General features: G+C 68.6%; 16 protein-coding genes and 1 tRNA gene. 5 read left to right on the top strand and 12 right to left on the bottom strand.

Annotation, left to right across the window (positions count from 1 at the left end; genetic code table 11):
- Positions 1-106: 106 nt before the first annotated feature.
- Positions 107-319, bottom strand: a complete 213-nt coding sequence (locus ON33_RS40885) for a hypothetical protein (protein ID WP_157184386.1) — start codon at positions 317-319, stop codon at positions 107-109.
- 66 nt (positions 320-385) lie between these two features.
- On the opposite strand from ON33_RS40885, the gene ON33_RS03260 reads away from it, so the two are divergent.
- On the top strand, positions 386-658 hold the full coding sequence (locus ON33_RS03260) for a DUF397 domain-containing protein (RefSeq protein WP_083868551.1): 273 nt from the start codon (positions 386-388) through the stop codon (positions 656-658).
- Positions 659-718: 60 nt separating this feature from the next.
- On the opposite strand, the gene ON33_RS03255 is transcribed toward ON33_RS03260, so the two are convergent.
- The 5 genes from ON33_RS03255 to ON33_RS03235 all read right to left on the bottom strand — a co-directional run bounded on the left by ON33_RS03255 (position 719) and on the right by ON33_RS03235 (position 5,789).
- Positions 719-1,678, bottom strand: coding sequence for an alpha/beta hydrolase (locus tag ON33_RS03255; protein ID WP_040854811.1), 960 nt, complete (start codon positions 1,676-1,678; stop codon positions 719-721).
- A gap of 129 nt (positions 1,679-1,807) precedes the next feature.
- Positions 1,808-2,245: an HIT family protein gene (locus ON33_RS03250; RefSeq protein ID WP_040854807.1), complete on the bottom strand. Its 438-nt coding sequence runs from the start codon at positions 2,243-2,245 to the stop codon at positions 1,808-1,810.
- A 104-nt stretch (positions 2,246-2,349) separates the two neighbouring features.
- The gene (gene purB, locus ON33_RS03245; protein WP_040854804.1) at positions 2,350-3,771 is read right to left on the bottom strand and encodes an adenylosuccinate lyase; all 1,422 of its coding nucleotides are present in this window, start codon (positions 3,769-3,771) and stop codon (positions 2,350-2,352) included.
- A 185-nt stretch (positions 3,772-3,956) separates the two neighbouring features.
- A complete protein-coding gene (locus ON33_RS03240) occupies positions 3,957-4,562 on the bottom strand; it encodes a TetR/AcrR family transcriptional regulator (RefSeq protein WP_040854799.1) in 606 nt (201 codons plus the stop codon).
- Positions 4,563-4,631: 69 nt separating this feature from the next.
- Positions 4,632-5,789 (bottom strand): pyridoxal phosphate-dependent aminotransferase, encoded by a 1,158-nt coding sequence (locus tag ON33_RS03235; protein WP_040854796.1) that lies wholly within the window; start codon positions 5,787-5,789, stop codon positions 4,632-4,634.
- Between the two features lie 53 nt (positions 5,790-5,842).
- Between ON33_RS03235 and ON33_RS39280 the strand changes: the two genes are divergently transcribed.
- Complete coding sequence (locus ON33_RS39280) at positions 5,843-7,030, top strand: M23 family metallopeptidase (protein WP_373281013.1); 1,188 nt, start codon at positions 5,843-5,845, stop codon at positions 7,028-7,030.
- A gap of 741 nt (positions 7,031-7,771) precedes the next feature.
- On the opposite strand, the gene purD is transcribed toward ON33_RS39280, so the two are convergent.
- Complete coding sequence (purD, locus tag ON33_RS03225; protein ID WP_040854792.1) at positions 7,772-9,055, bottom strand: phosphoribosylamine--glycine ligase; 1,284 nt, start codon at positions 9,053-9,055, stop codon at positions 7,772-7,774.
- A 92-nt stretch (positions 9,056-9,147) separates the two neighbouring features.
- Between purD and ON33_RS03220 the strand changes: the two genes are divergently transcribed.
- Positions 9,148-9,573: an HIT family protein gene (locus ON33_RS03220; RefSeq protein WP_040854789.1), complete on the top strand. Its 426-nt coding sequence runs from the start codon at positions 9,148-9,150 to the stop codon at positions 9,571-9,573.
- A gap of 145 nt (positions 9,574-9,718) precedes the next feature.
- Here the strand turns inward: ON33_RS03220 and ON33_RS03215 are convergent, their stop codons facing one another.
- The 5 genes from ON33_RS03215 to ON33_RS03195 all read right to left on the bottom strand — a co-directional run bounded on the left by ON33_RS03215 (position 9,719) and on the right by ON33_RS03195 (position 13,562).
- A complete protein-coding gene (locus ON33_RS03215) occupies positions 9,719-11,128 on the bottom strand; it encodes a sensor histidine kinase (RefSeq protein WP_169336772.1) in 1,410 nt (469 codons plus the stop codon).
- 110 nt (positions 11,129-11,238) lie between these two features.
- Positions 11,239-11,976, bottom strand: coding sequence for a response regulator transcription factor (locus tag ON33_RS03210; protein ID WP_083868550.1), 738 nt, complete (start codon positions 11,974-11,976; stop codon positions 11,239-11,241).
- A 135-nt stretch (positions 11,977-12,111) separates the two neighbouring features.
- Positions 12,112-12,183: transfer RNA gene (locus tag ON33_RS03205), tRNA-Thr, on the bottom strand.
- Between the two features lie 164 nt (positions 12,184-12,347).
- Positions 12,348-12,590 carry an MbtH family protein gene (locus ON33_RS03200; RefSeq protein WP_019931522.1) on the bottom strand — a complete coding sequence of 81 codons (243 nt, stop codon included), beginning with the start codon at positions 12,588-12,590 and terminating at the stop codon, positions 12,348-12,350.
- Between the two features lie 138 nt (positions 12,591-12,728).
- Positions 12,729-13,562: an alpha/beta fold hydrolase gene (locus ON33_RS03195; RefSeq protein ID WP_040854784.1), complete on the bottom strand. Its 834-nt coding sequence runs from the start codon at positions 13,560-13,562 to the stop codon at positions 12,729-12,731.
- Positions 13,563-13,799: 237 nt separating this feature from the next.
- Here ON33_RS03195 and ON33_RS42185 point away from each other — a divergent pair, with 237 nt between their 5' ends.
- A complete protein-coding gene (locus ON33_RS42185) occupies positions 13,800-13,967 on the top strand; it encodes a hypothetical protein (protein ID WP_162958162.1) in 168 nt (55 codons plus the stop codon).
- Between the two features lie 3 nt (positions 13,968-13,970).
- Complete coding sequence (locus tag ON33_RS03190; RefSeq protein WP_051151589.1) at positions 13,971-15,452, top strand: alpha,alpha-trehalose-phosphate synthase (UDP-forming); 1,482 nt, start codon at positions 13,971-13,973, stop codon at positions 15,450-15,452.
- The last annotated feature ends 54 nt before the right edge of the window (positions 15,453-15,506 follow it).

Genomic DNA, 15,506 nt, shown 5'->3' with positions numbered 1-15,506 from the left:
GGTTTCGCAGTGCTGGGCGCGGCCCCTCGGCGGGAACCGGCGCCGGGCCCTCATCGTCGTGCTGGGGCTCCTGCGCCGCCCGAGCGCAAGAGCCGCACGGTAGCCGTCAACGCAGCCGTCGCTGCCGGGTCCCACCGGCGTGCTGATGCTGCTCGTAGAGATAGAAGACGGCGGCCTTGCGACGGGCACATTGATCGGTCGGGCAACTCCGGTGGATCCGCAGAATGCTGTGGGCCAATTCCACCGTGAAGCGTTCGGGAACCACCGCACAGCTGTCGGAGACCGGGGCAGCTCGTTGCGGGGACCATGGCGTGCGCACCACATACCTCCTTCCACTGACAGAAGATGGAATATCCGATCCGAACCCCTCACAAACCCTGGCATTATGAGTGCGATCTACATCACCGACCAGTACTGCTGGTGCGCACAGGGGAGGCCGACAGTGGAAGCGAAGAACCGCGTCATCGAGGCCGATGCGGTGTGGCGGCGCGGAGACGACACCGCCGACGGCGTCGAGATCGCCTTTCTGGCCAGTGGGAACATCGGATTGCGGGACTCGCGCAATCCGGACGGGCCAGTACTGATCTTCACCCCCGGCGAATGGGAAGCCTTCGTGGCCGGGGCCAAAGACGGCGAATTCAACCGGCCCGGAGCCTGATTCGGGTGTGCCCGGCTCGAAACGAGCCGGGCACCACGCTGTTCAGGCCGCTTGCGCCGCTCAGGCCCCGATCGCCGCGCCGATGATCGGCCACGACTCGTGGAGGGTGTCCTGCCAGTACGACCACGAATGCGTGCCCACCGGCGAATGCTCCACTCGCGCCGCAATGTTCATCGCGCGCAGCCGCTGCTCGAACGCGGTGACGCAGGCGTCCACCCCGAACTCGATGGGGCCGCCGAAGAAGATGTTCTCCGGCAGCTGCGGCTTTATCTCCAGCTCGTGCGGACCCGGCAGGCCGGTCCCGGTGGACAGGAAGATGGTCTTGCCGCGCAGCGCCTCGGCCAGCACCGCCGGATTGTGCTCGGTCCACGCCGGACTGCCCGGCGCGCCCCACATGTTCAGCGGATTGCCGCCGCGATTGGCCACCGAGAACATCATGGCGCCCTGGGCGATCGCGGTGTCCGGGCAGGCGCTGTAACCCGCCACCGCCCGGTACAGCTCCGGATGCCGCACCGCCAGCACGAAGGCCGCGATACCGCCCATCGAGAGCCCCCCGATGGCGTTCACCCCGTTACCGTCGAAGTAGCCGTCGACGATCGGCGGAAGTTCCTGTGTCAGAAAGGTTTCCCACTTGTAGCGACCGAAGCGCGGGTCGTCGGACGCCCAGTCGGTGTAGTAGCCGGCCTGGCCGCCCAGGGGCAGCACCACATTCACGTCCTTGCCCTGGAAGAAGGGCTCGGCGTCGGTGGCATTGGTCCAGGTGCTCTGGGTCGCACCGGGATCCAGGCCGTCGAGGAGGTAGTAGCCGGGGCGATCACCGCCGCCGGCCGGATGCAGCACCTGCACCTGGATGGTGCGGCCCATGGCCGGGGAGTCGATGAACAGCGCGGAGCGGGTGGCGCTCAGCTCGTCGACGCGGACCACCTGGGCCGCGCGCGCGATCGCCGACGGCACGGCCACCGGATACAGCAAACCAACCGCGATCGCCAAAACAGCTGCGGCAACGAGTCTTCGACGCATGTCCCCACCTCCATCAGCCCACCACAATCACCATCAAACGTAACTCGAGTGACTATTGCGACACATGGAAATGCGGTTTTGGCGCGTCGGTGGCAAACCAGACGGTTCCGATATGGTAATGCCGGTCCGCTATGACTCGGCGGCGATTCGGGACAATGCGCCCCGAATCGATCCCGCCAGGTAATCCAGGTCCGCGCGCGCCGGACTCGTCGGCCGCGCCCGCAGCCCGAACCCGTCACCCGGGGTGCGGGGAATCACGTGCAGATGCACATGGAACACCTCCTGGCCCGCCGTCACCCCGTCCGCCAGGAAGAAATTCACGCCGTCACAACCCACCTCGGATTCGCGCAGACCCGCTGCGATGCGCTGCCCCACCTGAAACAGCTTGCCGCCCAACGCCGGATCCAGCTCCGCCAGACTCCGGGCCGGGGTCTTCGGTATGACCAGCACATGCCCGGGCGTCACCGGCCGAATGTCCATGAACGCCAGCACATCCTCGTCCTCGTACACCTGCGAGGACGGCGCCCGACCGGCGATGATGTCGGAGAAGATCGTGTAGGGATTCATGCCCGCAGCCTAGAACCGGGGCGCCGCGTCCTCGTGCCGGGGCACAACGCACCCGCCCCGGCTCCACTGCGGAACCGGGGCGGTTATCGAGACTCGTTCGCTCGCTACAGAATCGGCGACGGCGTGTAGCGGGCCGCCTCCGGGTCGGCGTCGACCAGCTTCTGCACCAGGGCGATCACCTCGGCGGTCTGCGCTTCGGCCGCGCCGATGAAGGCGGACCGGTCGGCCAGCGCCGCGTCCAGGGCGGCCCGGTCCAGCGGCATCCGGTCGTCGGCGGCCAGGCGGTCCAGCAGATCGGGTTCGCGGCCCTGCTCGCGCATGGCCAGCGCCACCGCCACCGCGTGCTCCTTGATGACCTCGTGCGCGGTCTCGCGACCCACGCCCGCGCGCACCGCCGCCATCAGGATGCGGGTGGTGGCCAGGAACGGCAGGTAGCGGTTGAGCTCGCGGTCGACCACGGCCGGGTACGCGCCGAACTCGGCCAGCACGGTCAGGAAGGTCTCCATCATGCCGTCGATGGCGAAGAAGGCGTCCGGTAGCGCGACCCGGCGCACCACCGAGCAGAACACGTCACCCTCGTTCCACTGCGCGCCCGCCAGCTCGGCCGCCATCGAGGCGTAGCCGCGCAGCACCACCTGCAGGCCGTTGACGCGCTCGCAGGAGCGGGTGTTCATCTTGTGCGGCATGGCCGAGGAACCGACCTGGCCGGGCTGGAAGCCCTCGGTGACCAGCTCGTGGCCGGCCATCAGGCGAATGGTGTGGGCGAACGAGGACGGGCCCGCGCCCACCTGCACCAGGGCGGAGAGCACATCGTGATCCAGTGAGCGCGGATAGATCTGGCCCACGCTGGTGAAGACATTGGCGAAACCCAGGTGCCGGGACACCTTCTGCTCCAGCTGCGCCAGCTTGGCCGCGTCACCGCCGAGCAGGTCCAGCATGTCCTGGGCGGTGCCCATCGGGCCCTTGATGCCGCGCAACGGGTATCGGTCGATCAACTCCCGCAGCCGGGTCAGCGCGATGAGCAATTCGTCTGCGGCGGAAGCGAATCGCTTGCCGAGGGTGGTGGCCTGCGCCGCCACGTTGTGCGAGCGGCCCGCCATCACCAGCGTCTGGTACTGCGCGGCCCGCTCGGCCAGCCGGGCCGCGATGGCCACGCCGTGCCGATACACGTGCTCGAGCGACAGCCGGATCTGCAGCTGCTCCACATTCTCGGTGAGATCGCGCGAGGTCATGCCCTTGTGCACGTGCTCATGCCCCGCGAGAGCGTTGAACTCCTCGATCCGGGCCTTCACATCGTGGCGGGTGACCCGCTCACGCTCGGCGATCGACGCCAGATCCACCTGATCGATGACCCGCTCGTAGTCCTCGACCACCCCCGCCGGAACATCGACCCCCAACTCGGCCTGGGCCCGCAACACCTCCAGCCACAACCGCCGCTCGAGCACGATCTTGTTCTCGGGCGACCAGAGGTGAACCAGCTCCGGGCTGGCATAGCGGGTGGCGAGGACGTTCGGCACAAGACTCACGTCTGCGCAGTTTACCGGCAGCATCTTCTGCCCTCCGCTTCGCTCCGGGCAGGTTCGCGGCGCTGAAGGTCTCGTTCTTCCCTCCCTCCGCTCCTCCGCTTCGCTCCCCCGCTCCAGTCAGTCCTGAACGAGACGCGCCGCGAACCTTGGAGCGGGTCCCCAGAGAGTCGCGGGACCGGGTACTTCTACGTCGGTGGGGCGACGATGTCGATGATCTCCAGCAGCGCGCCCCGGGCCATACGGCGGGGCTGCGGATCGAGTTCACCGAGCGCGGTCACCACCGCCCCATCGACTACCGCCACCAGGCGGCGGGTCTGCTCGCTGCGCACCACGCGGTCGCTGCGGCGCAGCACGTCGGTGAGCAGCTCGTCCAGCTGCGCGCGTAGTCGCAGCTGGACCTCTCGTAGTTCCGGGTGGCGCGCGGAGGCGACCGAGCGTTCGTAGCGGGCGATCAACTGACCCCGCGCTTCCAGATCCTGAATCTCCGGGCCCACCAACAGGTCCAGCACCAGTTCCACCGTGGCCTCCGCCCCGCGCCGGCGGTGCGTCACCTCGCCGACGCGCCGGCGCATGGCCTCGAGTTCGGCATTGCCGGAGAATTCGACCGCGCGCGCGATCAGATCCTCGAGCGATTCGAAGTAGTAGGTGGTCGACGCGAGCGGCAGATCCGCCCGGGTCGCCACCGAGCGGTGCCGGACCGCTTCGAAGCCGCCTTCGAGCAGTAGCTCGGCGGCGGCACAAACCAGCGCTTGGCGACGCCGTTCGCCTTTCGGAGTCGTCGCAGTGGTCACGGTGCAATCGTGCCAGTCATCACCGGCGCTGTGTTCATTTTGCCCACCGCGCTCAATCTCCTTGGCAGATCAGGCCAAATACCGTTCCAACCGGTCGAGTGCCTCTTCGATGTCGGCACCCGCTCCGGCGAACGAGAAGCGAACTGTGTGAAGGCCGTTGCGGGTGTCGAAGTCGATGCCCGGAGCCAGTGCCACACCGGTGGCGTCGAGCACCTCGGTGCACCAGCGCATCGAATCATCGGTCAGGTGAGCGATATCCGCGTAGGCATAGAACGCACCGTCGGCGGGGGCGAGGTCGGTGATGCCGAGCTTGGGCAGACCCGACAGCAGCAGCTGGCGATTCGCCGCATAACGCCGGACATGACCGTCCAGTTCGGCTTTGGCCTCCGAACCGAACGCGTGCACGGCCGCAAACTGAGAAATAGCCGGAGGGCACACGGTCATGTTGGAGGCCAGCCGCTGCAGCGCCGGGCGCAGCGATTCCGGCGCCAGCATCCAGCCCAGCCGCCAGCCGGTCATCGAGAAGTATTTGGACACCGAACCGATGACCACCGACTCGCGCGAGGTCTCCCAGGCGGACGAGGTCGGTTCCGTGTCGCCGTAGACGATGCCGTGATAGATCTCGTCGGAGATGAGCAGCGTCCCGTGCGCGTCGCACCAGCGGGCCAGCGCGGCCAGCTCCTGCGGCGCGATCATGGTCCCGGTGGGATTGGCCGGGCTCGCCACGATCAGACCCGCGGGCGGCTCCGGCAGCGCCTCCAGCATGGCCACGGTCGGCTGGAACCGAGTCTCCGGACCGCAATCCAGCTCCACCACCTCGCAGCCCAGCGCGGTCAGCGTGTTCCGGTACGCCGGATAGCCCGGCCGCGCCACCACCACGGTGTCGCCGGGATCGAAGGCCGCCAGAAAGATGAGGGTGAACGCGCCGGAGGATCCGGTCGTCACCACGACATCATCGGCGTCCACCCGCACCCCGTAGGTGCTCCGGTGATGCTCCGCGATGGCCTCCCGCAACCCCAGCATCCCGAATGTCTCGGTATATCCCAGCAATTCGGAATCCATGGCCGCCTTGGTGGCACGCAAAACCGCCTCCGGAGCGGGCGTGGAGGGCTGTCCCGCGGCCAGCACCAGCACATCTCCGTGTGTCCGGGCCCGTTCAGCTGCTGCTTTCCAGACGTCCATCACGTAAAAAGGTGGAATGGTCGACCGGCGAGATTCGATACGCACTCGACAGACGGTAGAGCACCCGCGTTCCCGCCTGTCCGGGAACGGCCACCCGAATGCCTGAGGAGGCGGCTCTGCAGGGGGGACCAGCAGCCACCGGGACTGGCCCGGAGGCCGACACACAGCCACCCGAATCCACCGCACCGGCGTCCTCCGACGGGCGCGAATCCGCGCGTGGCCGGGCCGGACTGCGCAGGCTGCGACGCACGCCGCGGCCTCGGACCGCCGACGGGACGGACAGCTATACGCCGGGCTTGCGGTGGCGGCCGGCCTTCGCGGACGAACCATCGCTGAGCCAGGAAGCGGCGGAATGGGCCAAGCGGGCGGCGATCCGCCGCGCGGGACAGGCCATCGCCTGGCTACGGGTGTACACGCCGATCGCGCGCAGGCACGCGATCGACCTCTGTGCCCGCCGGCCGCGGTCGTGGGCCGAGGCCGTCGCGATGGGCCGGGCGGCTCGGGCCGAGGGGCGCCGGCAGTGGCCGGTGGTGCGGGCGTGGAGCATTCGGCACCGCGTTTTGCTCGGCGGCATGACCACCGTGCTGGTGTTCGCGAGCGCGGACGGCACGCTGGGCCTGCTGCAGACCGACGCCGAGGTGGGTCCCGGTGTGGCACTGCGGGTTCCGGTCCAGTATCCGCTGCAGGTGCAGGCCAGCCCCGAGACCTCCAAGCGATACCTCGACGCCATCAACAACGGTGAGCATCTGCGCGAGCAGGCGGTGGTCTCGGCGGCCGCGGCCGCCACCCTGGAACGCGCCAAGGCCGAGGCCGCGGCGGCGGTCGCCGGCCGGCCGCAGCCGTGGATGACGCCGTCGCCGGACAGCTCCCTGCCGCCCGGCTTCGTGATTCCCGGCGTGGGCGGGTTCGCGCTGCCCGCGAAGGGCGTGTTCACCTCCGGGTTCGGGGCGCGCTGGGGCACCTTCCACGCGGGCATCGACATCGCCGCGCCGCTGGGCTCACCGATCTACGCGGTGGCGGCGGGCACCGTCATCGACGCGGGCCCGGCCCAGGGCTTCGGCCTCTGGGTGCGCATCCGCCACGACGACGGCACCATCTCCGTCTACGGGCACATGTACGACTTCTCGGTGTCGGTCGGCGAGCGCGTCCCGGCGGGCCTGCAGATCGCGCGCATCGGCAACCGCGGCGACTCGACCGGGCCGCACCTGCACTTCGAGATCATCATCAACGGGCAGCACGTGGACCCACAGCCGTGGCTGGCCCAGCACGGCATCATCGTAGGCTGAGCTCCCCCGCCTCCCGGGACGTCGGCGCAGCTCGGGAGCCGTTGACCGCTGGCGACGCGTGCCAGCGGTTCGGAGCCGAAACCATTTCGAGGGTACCCGGGCATTTACCCCGATCGAGGCGAATCCTTTGTCGCGCTGGCATCCGCGCCTCGGAGCCGGTGCTCGGAGTTCAGGCCGAGTCCGGAAGTCCCGGCCGGCTTACAAGCCTGATCCGGCGTTCAGCCTCGAGGCCAACGTTCGGACTCGAAGCCAGCGTCCAGGCTCGAGTCCAGCGTTCAGCCTGCTCCCCCGCCTCCCCGGCACGTCGGCGCACGGCTCGGGGCCGTTGACCGCTGGCGACGCGTGCCGGCGATTCGGAGCCGAAACCATTTCGGTGGTGCCCGGGCATTTACCCCGATCGATGCGAAATCACTTGTCGCGCTGGCATCCTGACCATGGGCACCGTCATGGGCGGCACCTTGCGGTAGCCCCCGGTCTTCATCAGATCGACGGCATTCACCAGCGCTTCGTCGCCGCCCAGCCCGGTACCCACCTCGAGCCGGTGCTCGGAGTTCAGGCCGGGTCCGGAAGTCCTGGCCGACTCAGGAGCCTGATCCGACGTTCGGACTCGAGGCCCAACGTTCAGGCTCGAGGCCAGGGTCCAGGCTCAGGTCCAGCGTCCAGGCCCCGAGGCCAACGTTCAGCCCCGAGACCGACGTTCAGGCTCGAGGCCAGCGTTCGGACTTCAGGCGGGGTCTGACTTCAGGCTGAGGTCGGGACCGTGATGCGCCCCTCGGTGGCGGCCAGCGCGATGTCGGTGCGGAAGTGACCGCCCGGCAGCTTGATTCCGGCCAGCCGCGCGTAGGCGTTCTTGCGCGCCTCGACCAGATCCGCGCCCTGGCCGACGATGGCGAGCACACGGCCGCCCGCGGACACCAGCGCGCCGTCCTCCCGCTGCGCGGTGCCGGCGTGCAGCACCTCGGATTCGGTTCCGGTGCCGGTGGATTCGGCCCCGCTGATGATATCGCCGCTGCGCGGGCGGGCCGGGTAGTTCTCGGCGGCCAGCACCACGGTGACAGCGGCGCCGTCCTTCCAGCGCGGCGCGGGCACCTGGTCGAGGGTGCCGGTGGCGGTGGCGTACAGCAGCTCGCCCAGCGGGCTGTCCAACATGGCCAGCACGGCCTGGGTCTCGGGATCGCCGAAGCGGCAGTTGAATTCGACCACGGCCGGTCCGGCCTGCCCGACGGCGAGACCGGCGTACAGCAGGCCGCTGAACGGCACGCCGCGGCGAACCATCTCGGCCGCAACGGGTTTCACCACATCGTCGACAATGGCCTGCAGGGTCTCCGCCGGCAGCCACGGCAGCGGCGTGTACGCCCCCATGCCGCCGGTGTTCGGCCCAGTGTCGCCGTCGCCGACCCGCTTGTGGTCCTGGGCGGGCAGCAGCGGCACCACGGTCTCGCCGTCGACCAGGCAGAACAGCGACACCTCGGGGCCGTCGAGGAAGGATTCCAGCAGCACCGGGTGGCCCTGTTCGAGCAGTTCGGCGCCGTGCGCGCGGGCCACCGACCGGTCCGGGGTCACCACGACGCCCTTGCCGGCGGCCAGGCCGTCGTCCTTGACCACCCAGGTCGGCCCGAAACGGTCCAGCGCCGCATCCAATTCGCCCGGATGATCGACGATCTCGCTGTGCGCGGTTCGCACCCCGGCGGCGTTCATGACGTCCTTGGCGAAGGCCTTCGACCCCTCGATCTTCGCGGCGGCCGCGGACGGGCCGAAGGCCGGGATCCCGGCGGCCCGCACCGCGTCGGCCACGCCGAGCACCAGCGGCACCTCGGGCCCGACCACCACGAGGTCGACCCCTAGCTCCCGGGCCAGCGCGGCCACCTCCGCCCCGGAGGTGGCGTCCACGGCACGCACTTCGGCGTGCTGGGCGATACCTGCGTTTCCGGGCGCCGCGTACACCGCGGTCACCGCCGGGTCCTTCCGCAGTGCCAGGACGAGGGCATGTTCACGAGCTCCGGAGCCGATGACGAGTACGCGCACGGCGAACAGCTTAGAGGGCTGGGCTCGCGCAATCGGTAGCGGTCCGTTGTGCGTTCACGCGCGGGTGGCCCGCCCCGCGTAATGTCCGGGGCATGGCTTCTGTTTTCTCCGCAATCATCGACGGTCAGCTGCCGGGCCGGTTCGTCTGGGAGGACGACGAATTCGTCGCCTTCCTCACGATCGCCCCGGTGACGCAGGGGCACACGCTGGTCGTGCCGCGCAAGGAGATCGATCAGTGGCAGGACATCGACCCGGGCGCCTTCGCGCGCCTGAACGCCGTCACCCAGAAGATCGGCCAGGCCGTGCGGGCCGCCTGGGACGCCCCGCGCGCGGGCCTGCTCATCGCCGGCCTCGAGGTGCCGCACCTGCACCTCCACGTCTTCCCGGCCTTCCATCTGGGTGACTTCGACATCACCGGGGCAGACCCGGAACCCAGCAAGGAATCCCTCGATGAAGCGCAGGCCAAGATCAAGCAGGCCCTGCGCGACCTCGGCTACGGTGCCAACGTCCCGGAGTGAGTGAGTATCCCGAGGTTCCTGGACCGGCCGACGGCGGCACGGGACGCAACAACTGATCTCGTGAGGATCGGGGTAACTCATCGGGTACGCCCAGAATGGGTACGGCTCTCAACCGGCGGCACGCATGCACGACCTGCGGCGGCGCTCAGCCGGGCGCTGAAGGCCCGGAGAGGCGGGACAGCTCGCGGGGCAGGCGCACCGTGAAAGTGGTGCCCTCCCCCGGCGCGCTGGTCACCGACACCGTGCCGCTGTGCGCGTCGACCAGCGCCTGCACGATCGAAAGACCCAGTCCCGTACCGCCGCTGACCCGGCTGCGGGACACGTCGGTGCGATAGAAGCGTTCGAAGACCCGCTCGGCCTGCTCGGCCTCCAGTCCCGGTCCGGTGTCGGCGACCTCGATGAGCACCTCGTCGGCGGCCGGGGTGAGCCGCACCGTCACCTCCGCCTCGGTCGGCGTGTGCTGGAGCGCGTTGTTGAGCAGGTTGGCCAGCACCTGCCGCAGCCGCGTCTCGTCGCCGAGCATCTCCAGAGTGCCGGGCCCGGGCCGGATTTCGAGGTCGATCTTGCGCTCGGGACCCTCCGGGTGCTGGGCCGCGGCCAGGGCGCGGGCGCTGTGCACGGCATCGCTGGCCATCATGAGCAGATCCAGCGGCCGCCGTTCCACGGGCCGCTGCGCGTCCAGCCGGGCCAGCATGAGCAGGTCCTCGACCAGCAGCCCCATTCGCTTGGACTCGCGTTCGATGCGATCCATCAGCATGTCCGGGTCGGTGATGGCGCCCTGCCGGTACAGCTCGGAGAAGCCCTTGATGGTGGTGAGCGGGGTGCGCAGTTCGTGGCTGGCGTCGGCGATGAAGCGCCGCATCTTGGCCTCGGAGCGCCGCGCCGCCTCCTCGGAGGCCTCGGTGGCGGCGAAGGCCTGCTGGATCTGGGTCAGCATGGTGTTCAGCGACTGTGAGAGGTGATCGACCTCGGTGTCGGTGCCGCGCACCGGAACTCGCTGATGCAGATCACCGCCCGCGATGGCGGCCGCGGTCCTCTCCACTTCCCGCAGCGGCCGCAGACTGCGCCGGATCACGATGCGGGCGACCGCGGCCAGCGCGGCCAGCACCAGCGCGCCGATAACCAGCTGCAGCACGATCAGCTTGTCCAGCAGGGAGTTCGTCTCGTCCATGCGCAGCGCGATGGTGCTGGTGCCGTACTCGTTGACGGTCCGCAGCACCCGCCACTCCTCGGTGGACGCGCCCTCCGAGCCGACGGTCCGCGGCCGGTTGCCCAGGTCCGCGGGCAACTCTGGCTGCTGCACTCCGGCCGACAAGCTCAGCGTGACCTGACCCGCCGAGTCCCGCACCTGCACCCAGTACAGGTGCGGCGGCCGTTCCCGCCCGCGCACGGTGGGCAGCGGTTCGGGTCGCTGCGCGCCGGGCGCGGCCCAGCTGTGGGCCGCGTCGTAGAGCTGCCGGTCGATCCGCTCGACCAGGACATTGCGCATGAGCGAGGTGACCGCGATACCCGAGACCAGCAGCCCGAAGCCGACCAGGGACACCAGGGCCAGCATCAGGGTGGTGCGCAGCGGCACGGCCGCGAGCCGGTGCGCGATCCGCCGCCGGAGGCTGCGGCGCGCCTCGAGGGGTGCCGCGCCTTCGCCGTCGACCGGCGCGGCGGCGTTCACGCGTTGGCCGTCTTTCCGCGCGGCTCGCGCATGACGTATCCGACCCCGCGCAGCGTGTGAATCAGCCGATCCGGTCCGGTGTCGACCTTCTTGCGCAGGTAGGACACGTAGGTTTCGACCACGCCGACCTCACCGCCGAAGTCGTAACGCCACACGTGGTCGAGGATCCGCGGCTTGCTCAGCACGGTTCCGGCATTGACCAGGAAATATCGCAGCAGCGTGAACTCGGTGGGCGACAGGGCGACCGGCTCGCCCGCCTTCCACACCTCGTGGGTGTCGTCGTCGAGTTCGATATCGGCGAACCGCAGCCGCGACGTCTTGGTCTCCGGGGCCGACCGCCCCGACCGCCGCAGGATCACCCGCAGCCGCGCGACCACCTCTTCCAGGCTGAACGGCTTGGTGACGTAATCGTCGGCGCCGAGGGTCAGCCCGGTGATCTTGTCGTCCACGTCGTCGCGCGCGGTGAGGAACAGCACGGGCGCGTCGATCCCGTCGGCCCGCAGCCGCCGCAGCAGCCCGAAGCCGTCCATCCCCGGCATCATCACGTCGATGATCAGCGCGTCGGGCCGGAAGGTCTTCGCCTTGTCCAGCCCCTCGGTGCCGCTGGCGGCACTCGCGACCTCGAACCCCTGATACCGCAGGCTCACCGACAGTAGCTCGACGATCATCGGCTCGTCGTCAACGACGAGCACCCTCGCCTCCGGTTCACGCGACTGAACGGGCACACCTGTCATGAGGTCATATTCTGCGCTTCGCCCGCGAAGAACCTGGCCCTTCCCTGGGAGTTTCCTGCGAACGCCGGATCCCGGCACGGTCGCGGGCGGAAACGAGAGAACGCCGGTCGCGTCGCGACCGGCGCTCGTCCTACGAGCCCCCTGTCAGGATTGAACTGACGACCTTCGCTTTACAAGAGCGGTGCTCTACCACTGAGCTAAGGAGGCGGAAAGCGGTGCCATCATAACCGGGATGGCCGGCTGCGCGGAAAAGCCGGCTGCCCGGTCGGAACGACGCTGCAGGACAGACCGGAGCGCGGCCGGGGACGCTCGTGACGTCGCCCGGCCGCGTTCGGAAGCCGTTCGCGCAGTATCGGACTAACCGCAGGGTGTCAGGACTGAGCCGCCTGACGAGCCGCGTCGTCCGCCGCCATGGCGTCACGCAGGCTCTTCGGACGCATATCCGTCCAGTTCTTCTCGACGTACTCGACGCACGCGGCGCGGCTGTCCTCGCCGAAAACGACTCGCCAACCCGCCGGAACCTCGGCGAAGGCGGGCCACAGGGAGTGCTGTTCCTCATCGTTGACCAGGACGAAGAACCGGCCGTCTTCGTCATCGAAGGGATTGGTGCTCATTTCACCTCACTGGATACTGGCGCTGTGTACGGGAACGTAGACGGATCGTCCAGCCACCGCAGTGATGGAACGAGCCCCCGACGTTGATTCGACCCTAGCAAGGCAGGCGTTACCGCTGGGCGGTTACCTGCACTTCATTCAAGCCGCGAAGAATTCGAGCAGGATCTTGTTGACGGCCTCCGGTTGTTCCAGATAGCCGAAGTGACCGGCGTCGGGAACCTCCTGGTAACGGGCTCCCGGAATGATATCGGCGACCTCGCGGGAAAGGTAGGGCGGGATCATCCGGTCGTCCGCGAAGCCCATGGACAGGCAGGTCACGGTGATGTCCCGGTATGCCTGGGTGCGGTCGAAATCGTGGTCCATGCGCCGCTGCGCGCGCACTCCGGGCGATGCCGGGCCGCCGGTGAATTCGAACAGGTCGAGCCAGTCGCGGGCGGCGTGCGGGTCGGCCATGGTGGCCGGGGAGAGGTTCATGATGGCGGTCATGGCGGCCTCGTATTTGGCGGGCAGCCGGACGCTCGAGTCGTCGAGTTCGTGCTCGCCGAGCGAGAGCGTGCGCTGAAACTGATCCAGCCGGGCGTGTCCCGCCATGAAAACGGCCTTGCGGACCAGTTCGGGTCGGGCCAGCGCGAGTTCCTGCGCGACACGCGCGCCCATGGACTGGCCGACCACCAGTGCCGGTCCCTCGTCGAGGAATTCGATGAGGGCGGCGGTGTCGCGCACCAGGTCCTCGATGGTGATCCCGTCCGCGGATTCGAAGGACGGTGCGATACCGCGGTTGTCGAAGGTGCAGACCCGGTATCCGGCGGAGATCAGCGCGGGGACCTGGTGCAGTTCCCAGACCCGGCCGCCGCTGCCGGTGCCCATGATCATGACGACCAGCGGTGCGGAGCCCTTCACGTCCGTGCCCCGGGATGCGTCTCCCTTGACCTGGTAGTTCAGCGAGATTCCGTTCACCGTCGCCAACGGCATGCTTGCGACCCCTTACCACTTGTCCGATTCTTAGGTTCGTTCACCGTATAGGTATCCGACTTCGAAACGTTTCGCTCGGCGCTACCACCGGCGCGTCGCATGAATTCCGACCGGATGGTCCCGTTGATACGGACGATTGCGGTTAGGGCTCGCAATGCACGCAGCGAGTGGCCGTGACTTTCCTGGCAGATACCATGGACTCCTCGCACCGAGCAGACTTCTCCGAGAGGACATGAGATGGCCGCGAAGACCGGCGCAAACGACATCGCGGACGACGATCTGGAACCGCTCGCCGACGAAACCGCTCGACAGGCCCAGCGCGTGGTGGCCGCCTACGCGACCGACGCCGACGAGTGCCGCATGCTGCTGTCCATGTTGGGCATCGGTCCGACGCGAGGCGAATGACCCGTGCACCCGGATAGCTCCGGCTCCGGTTTCGTCGTCGTCGCCAACCGGCTTCCGGTCGACCTGGAGCGACTACCCGATGGGACCACCCGCTGGAAGCGCAGCCCCGGCGGCCTGGTGACCGCGCTGGAACCGGTACTGCGCAATAACAAGGGCGCCTGGGTCGGCTGGGCCGGCGTCCCGGATGTGGATCTGGATCCGATCGTCGAGGACGGTCTGGAACTGCATCCGGTGCCGTTGTCGGGCGACGAGGTCGCCGATTACTACGAGGGTTTCTCCAACGCGACGCTGTGGCCGCTGTATCACGATGTGATCGTGCGACCGGTCTACGACCGCCAGTGGTGGCAGGCGTACGTGCAGGTGAACCGCCGCTTCGCCGAGTACACCGCCAAGGTGGCGGCCGAGGGCGCGACGGTGTGGGTGCAGGACTACCAGCTGCAGCTGGTGCCGAAGATGCTCCGCATGCTGCGCCCGGATCTGACCATCGGCTTCTTCCTGCACATTCCGTTCCCGCCGGTGGAATTGTTCATGCAGATGCCGTGGCGCACCGAGATCGTCGAGGGCCTGCTGGGCGCCGACCTGATCGGTTTCCATCTGCCCGGCGGCGCGCAGAACTTCCTCTATCTGGCCAGAAGGCTGGCGGGGCAGCCGACGTCGCGCGGCACCGTGGGCGTGCGCTCGAAACTCGGTGTGGTGCAGGTGGGTTTCCGCACCGTGCGGGTGGGCGCGTTCCCGATCTCCATCACCTCGACCGAGCTGGACGAGTATTCGCGCCGGCGCGGGGTGCGGGAGCGGGCCGCGAAGATCCGTGCGGAGCTGGGCAATCCGAAGACGATCCTGCTGGGTGTGGACCGCCTGGACTACACCAAGGGCATCGACATCCGGTTGGCCGCGCTGGAGGAGCTGCTGCACGACGGCCGGATCGATCCGGCGGACACGGTGATGGTGCAGCTGGCCACGCCGAGCCGCGAGCGGGTCGAGTCCTACAAGCAGATGCGTGGCGACATCGAACGCCAGGTGGGCCGGATCAACGGCGAGTTCTCCCGGGTGGGTTATCCGGTGGTGCACTATCTGCACCGCCCGATCCCGCGCGACGAGCTCATCGCGTTCTTCGTGGCCGCCGACGTCATGGTGGTGACGCCACTGCGGGACGGCATGAATCTGGTCGCCAAGGAGTACGTGGCGTGTCAGGGCAGCCTGAACGGCGCTCTGGTGCTGAGCGAATTCACCGGTGCCGCAGCGGAATTGCGGCAGGCTTATCTCTGCAATCCGCACGATCTCGACAGTGTGAAGGACGCCCTGATCGGTGCGATCGACGATGACCGCGACACCCGTCGCCGTCGGATGCGTTCGCTGCGCCGCCAGGTCCTCAGCCATGACGTCGACCGGTGGGCGCGCGCCTTCCTCGACGCCCTGGCCACCGATCGTGTCGCCGGCAGCGCGCTGCTGACCGATGACGATGTGGACCCGGATCAGAGTCGCTGAGACAGCCGAGAATCGAACGCCCCCTGGAGATTCCAGGGGGCGTTCGGCGTGCCG

Source organism: Nocardia niigatensis NBRC 100131 (assembly GCF_000308655.1).
Taxonomy (GTDB): Bacteria; Actinomycetota; Actinomycetes; order Mycobacteriales; family Mycobacteriaceae; genus Nocardia; species Nocardia niigatensis.
This window is presented reverse-complemented; position numbering and strand designations above follow the sequence as displayed.

Excerpts from the sequence above, each read along its gene's own strand:
- ON33_RS03215 (WP_169336772.1), bottom strand. The coding sequence starts at position 11,128 with ATGCTGGCCCTGGTGTCCCTGGTCGGCTTCGGGCTGCTGGTCTCGGGT.
- ON33_RS03195 (WP_040854784.1), bottom strand. The coding sequence starts at position 13,562 with ATGCCGTTGGCGACGGTGAACGGAATCTCGCTGAACTACCAGGTCAAG.
- ON33_RS03210 (WP_083868550.1), bottom strand. The coding sequence starts at position 11,976 with ATGACAGGTGTGCCCGTTCAGTCGCGTGAACCGGAGGCGAGGGTGCTC.
- ON33_RS03200 (WP_019931522.1), bottom strand. The coding sequence starts at position 12,590 with ATGAGCACCAATCCCTTCGATGACGAAGACGGCCGGTTCTTCGTCCTG.
- ON33_RS39280 (WP_373281013.1), top strand. The coding sequence starts at position 5,843 with ATGCCTGAGGAGGCGGCTCTGCAGGGGGGACCAGCAGCCACCGGGACT.
- ON33_RS03255 (WP_040854811.1), bottom strand. The coding sequence starts at position 1,678 with ATGCGTCGAAGACTCGTTGCCGCAGCTGTTTTGGCGATCGCGGTTGGT.
- ON33_RS42185 (WP_162958162.1), top strand. The coding sequence starts at position 13,800 with ATGGCCGCGAAGACCGGCGCAAACGACATCGCGGACGACGATCTGGAA.
- ON33_RS03220 (WP_040854789.1), top strand. The coding sequence starts at position 9,148 with ATGGCTTCTGTTTTCTCCGCAATCATCGACGGTCAGCTGCCGGGCCGG.
- ON33_RS03250 (WP_040854807.1), bottom strand. The coding sequence starts at position 2,245 with ATGAATCCCTACACGATCTTCTCCGACATCATCGCCGGTCGGGCGCCG.
- ON33_RS03260 (WP_083868551.1), top strand. The coding sequence starts at position 386 with ATGAGTGCGATCTACATCACCGACCAGTACTGCTGGTGCGCACAGGGG.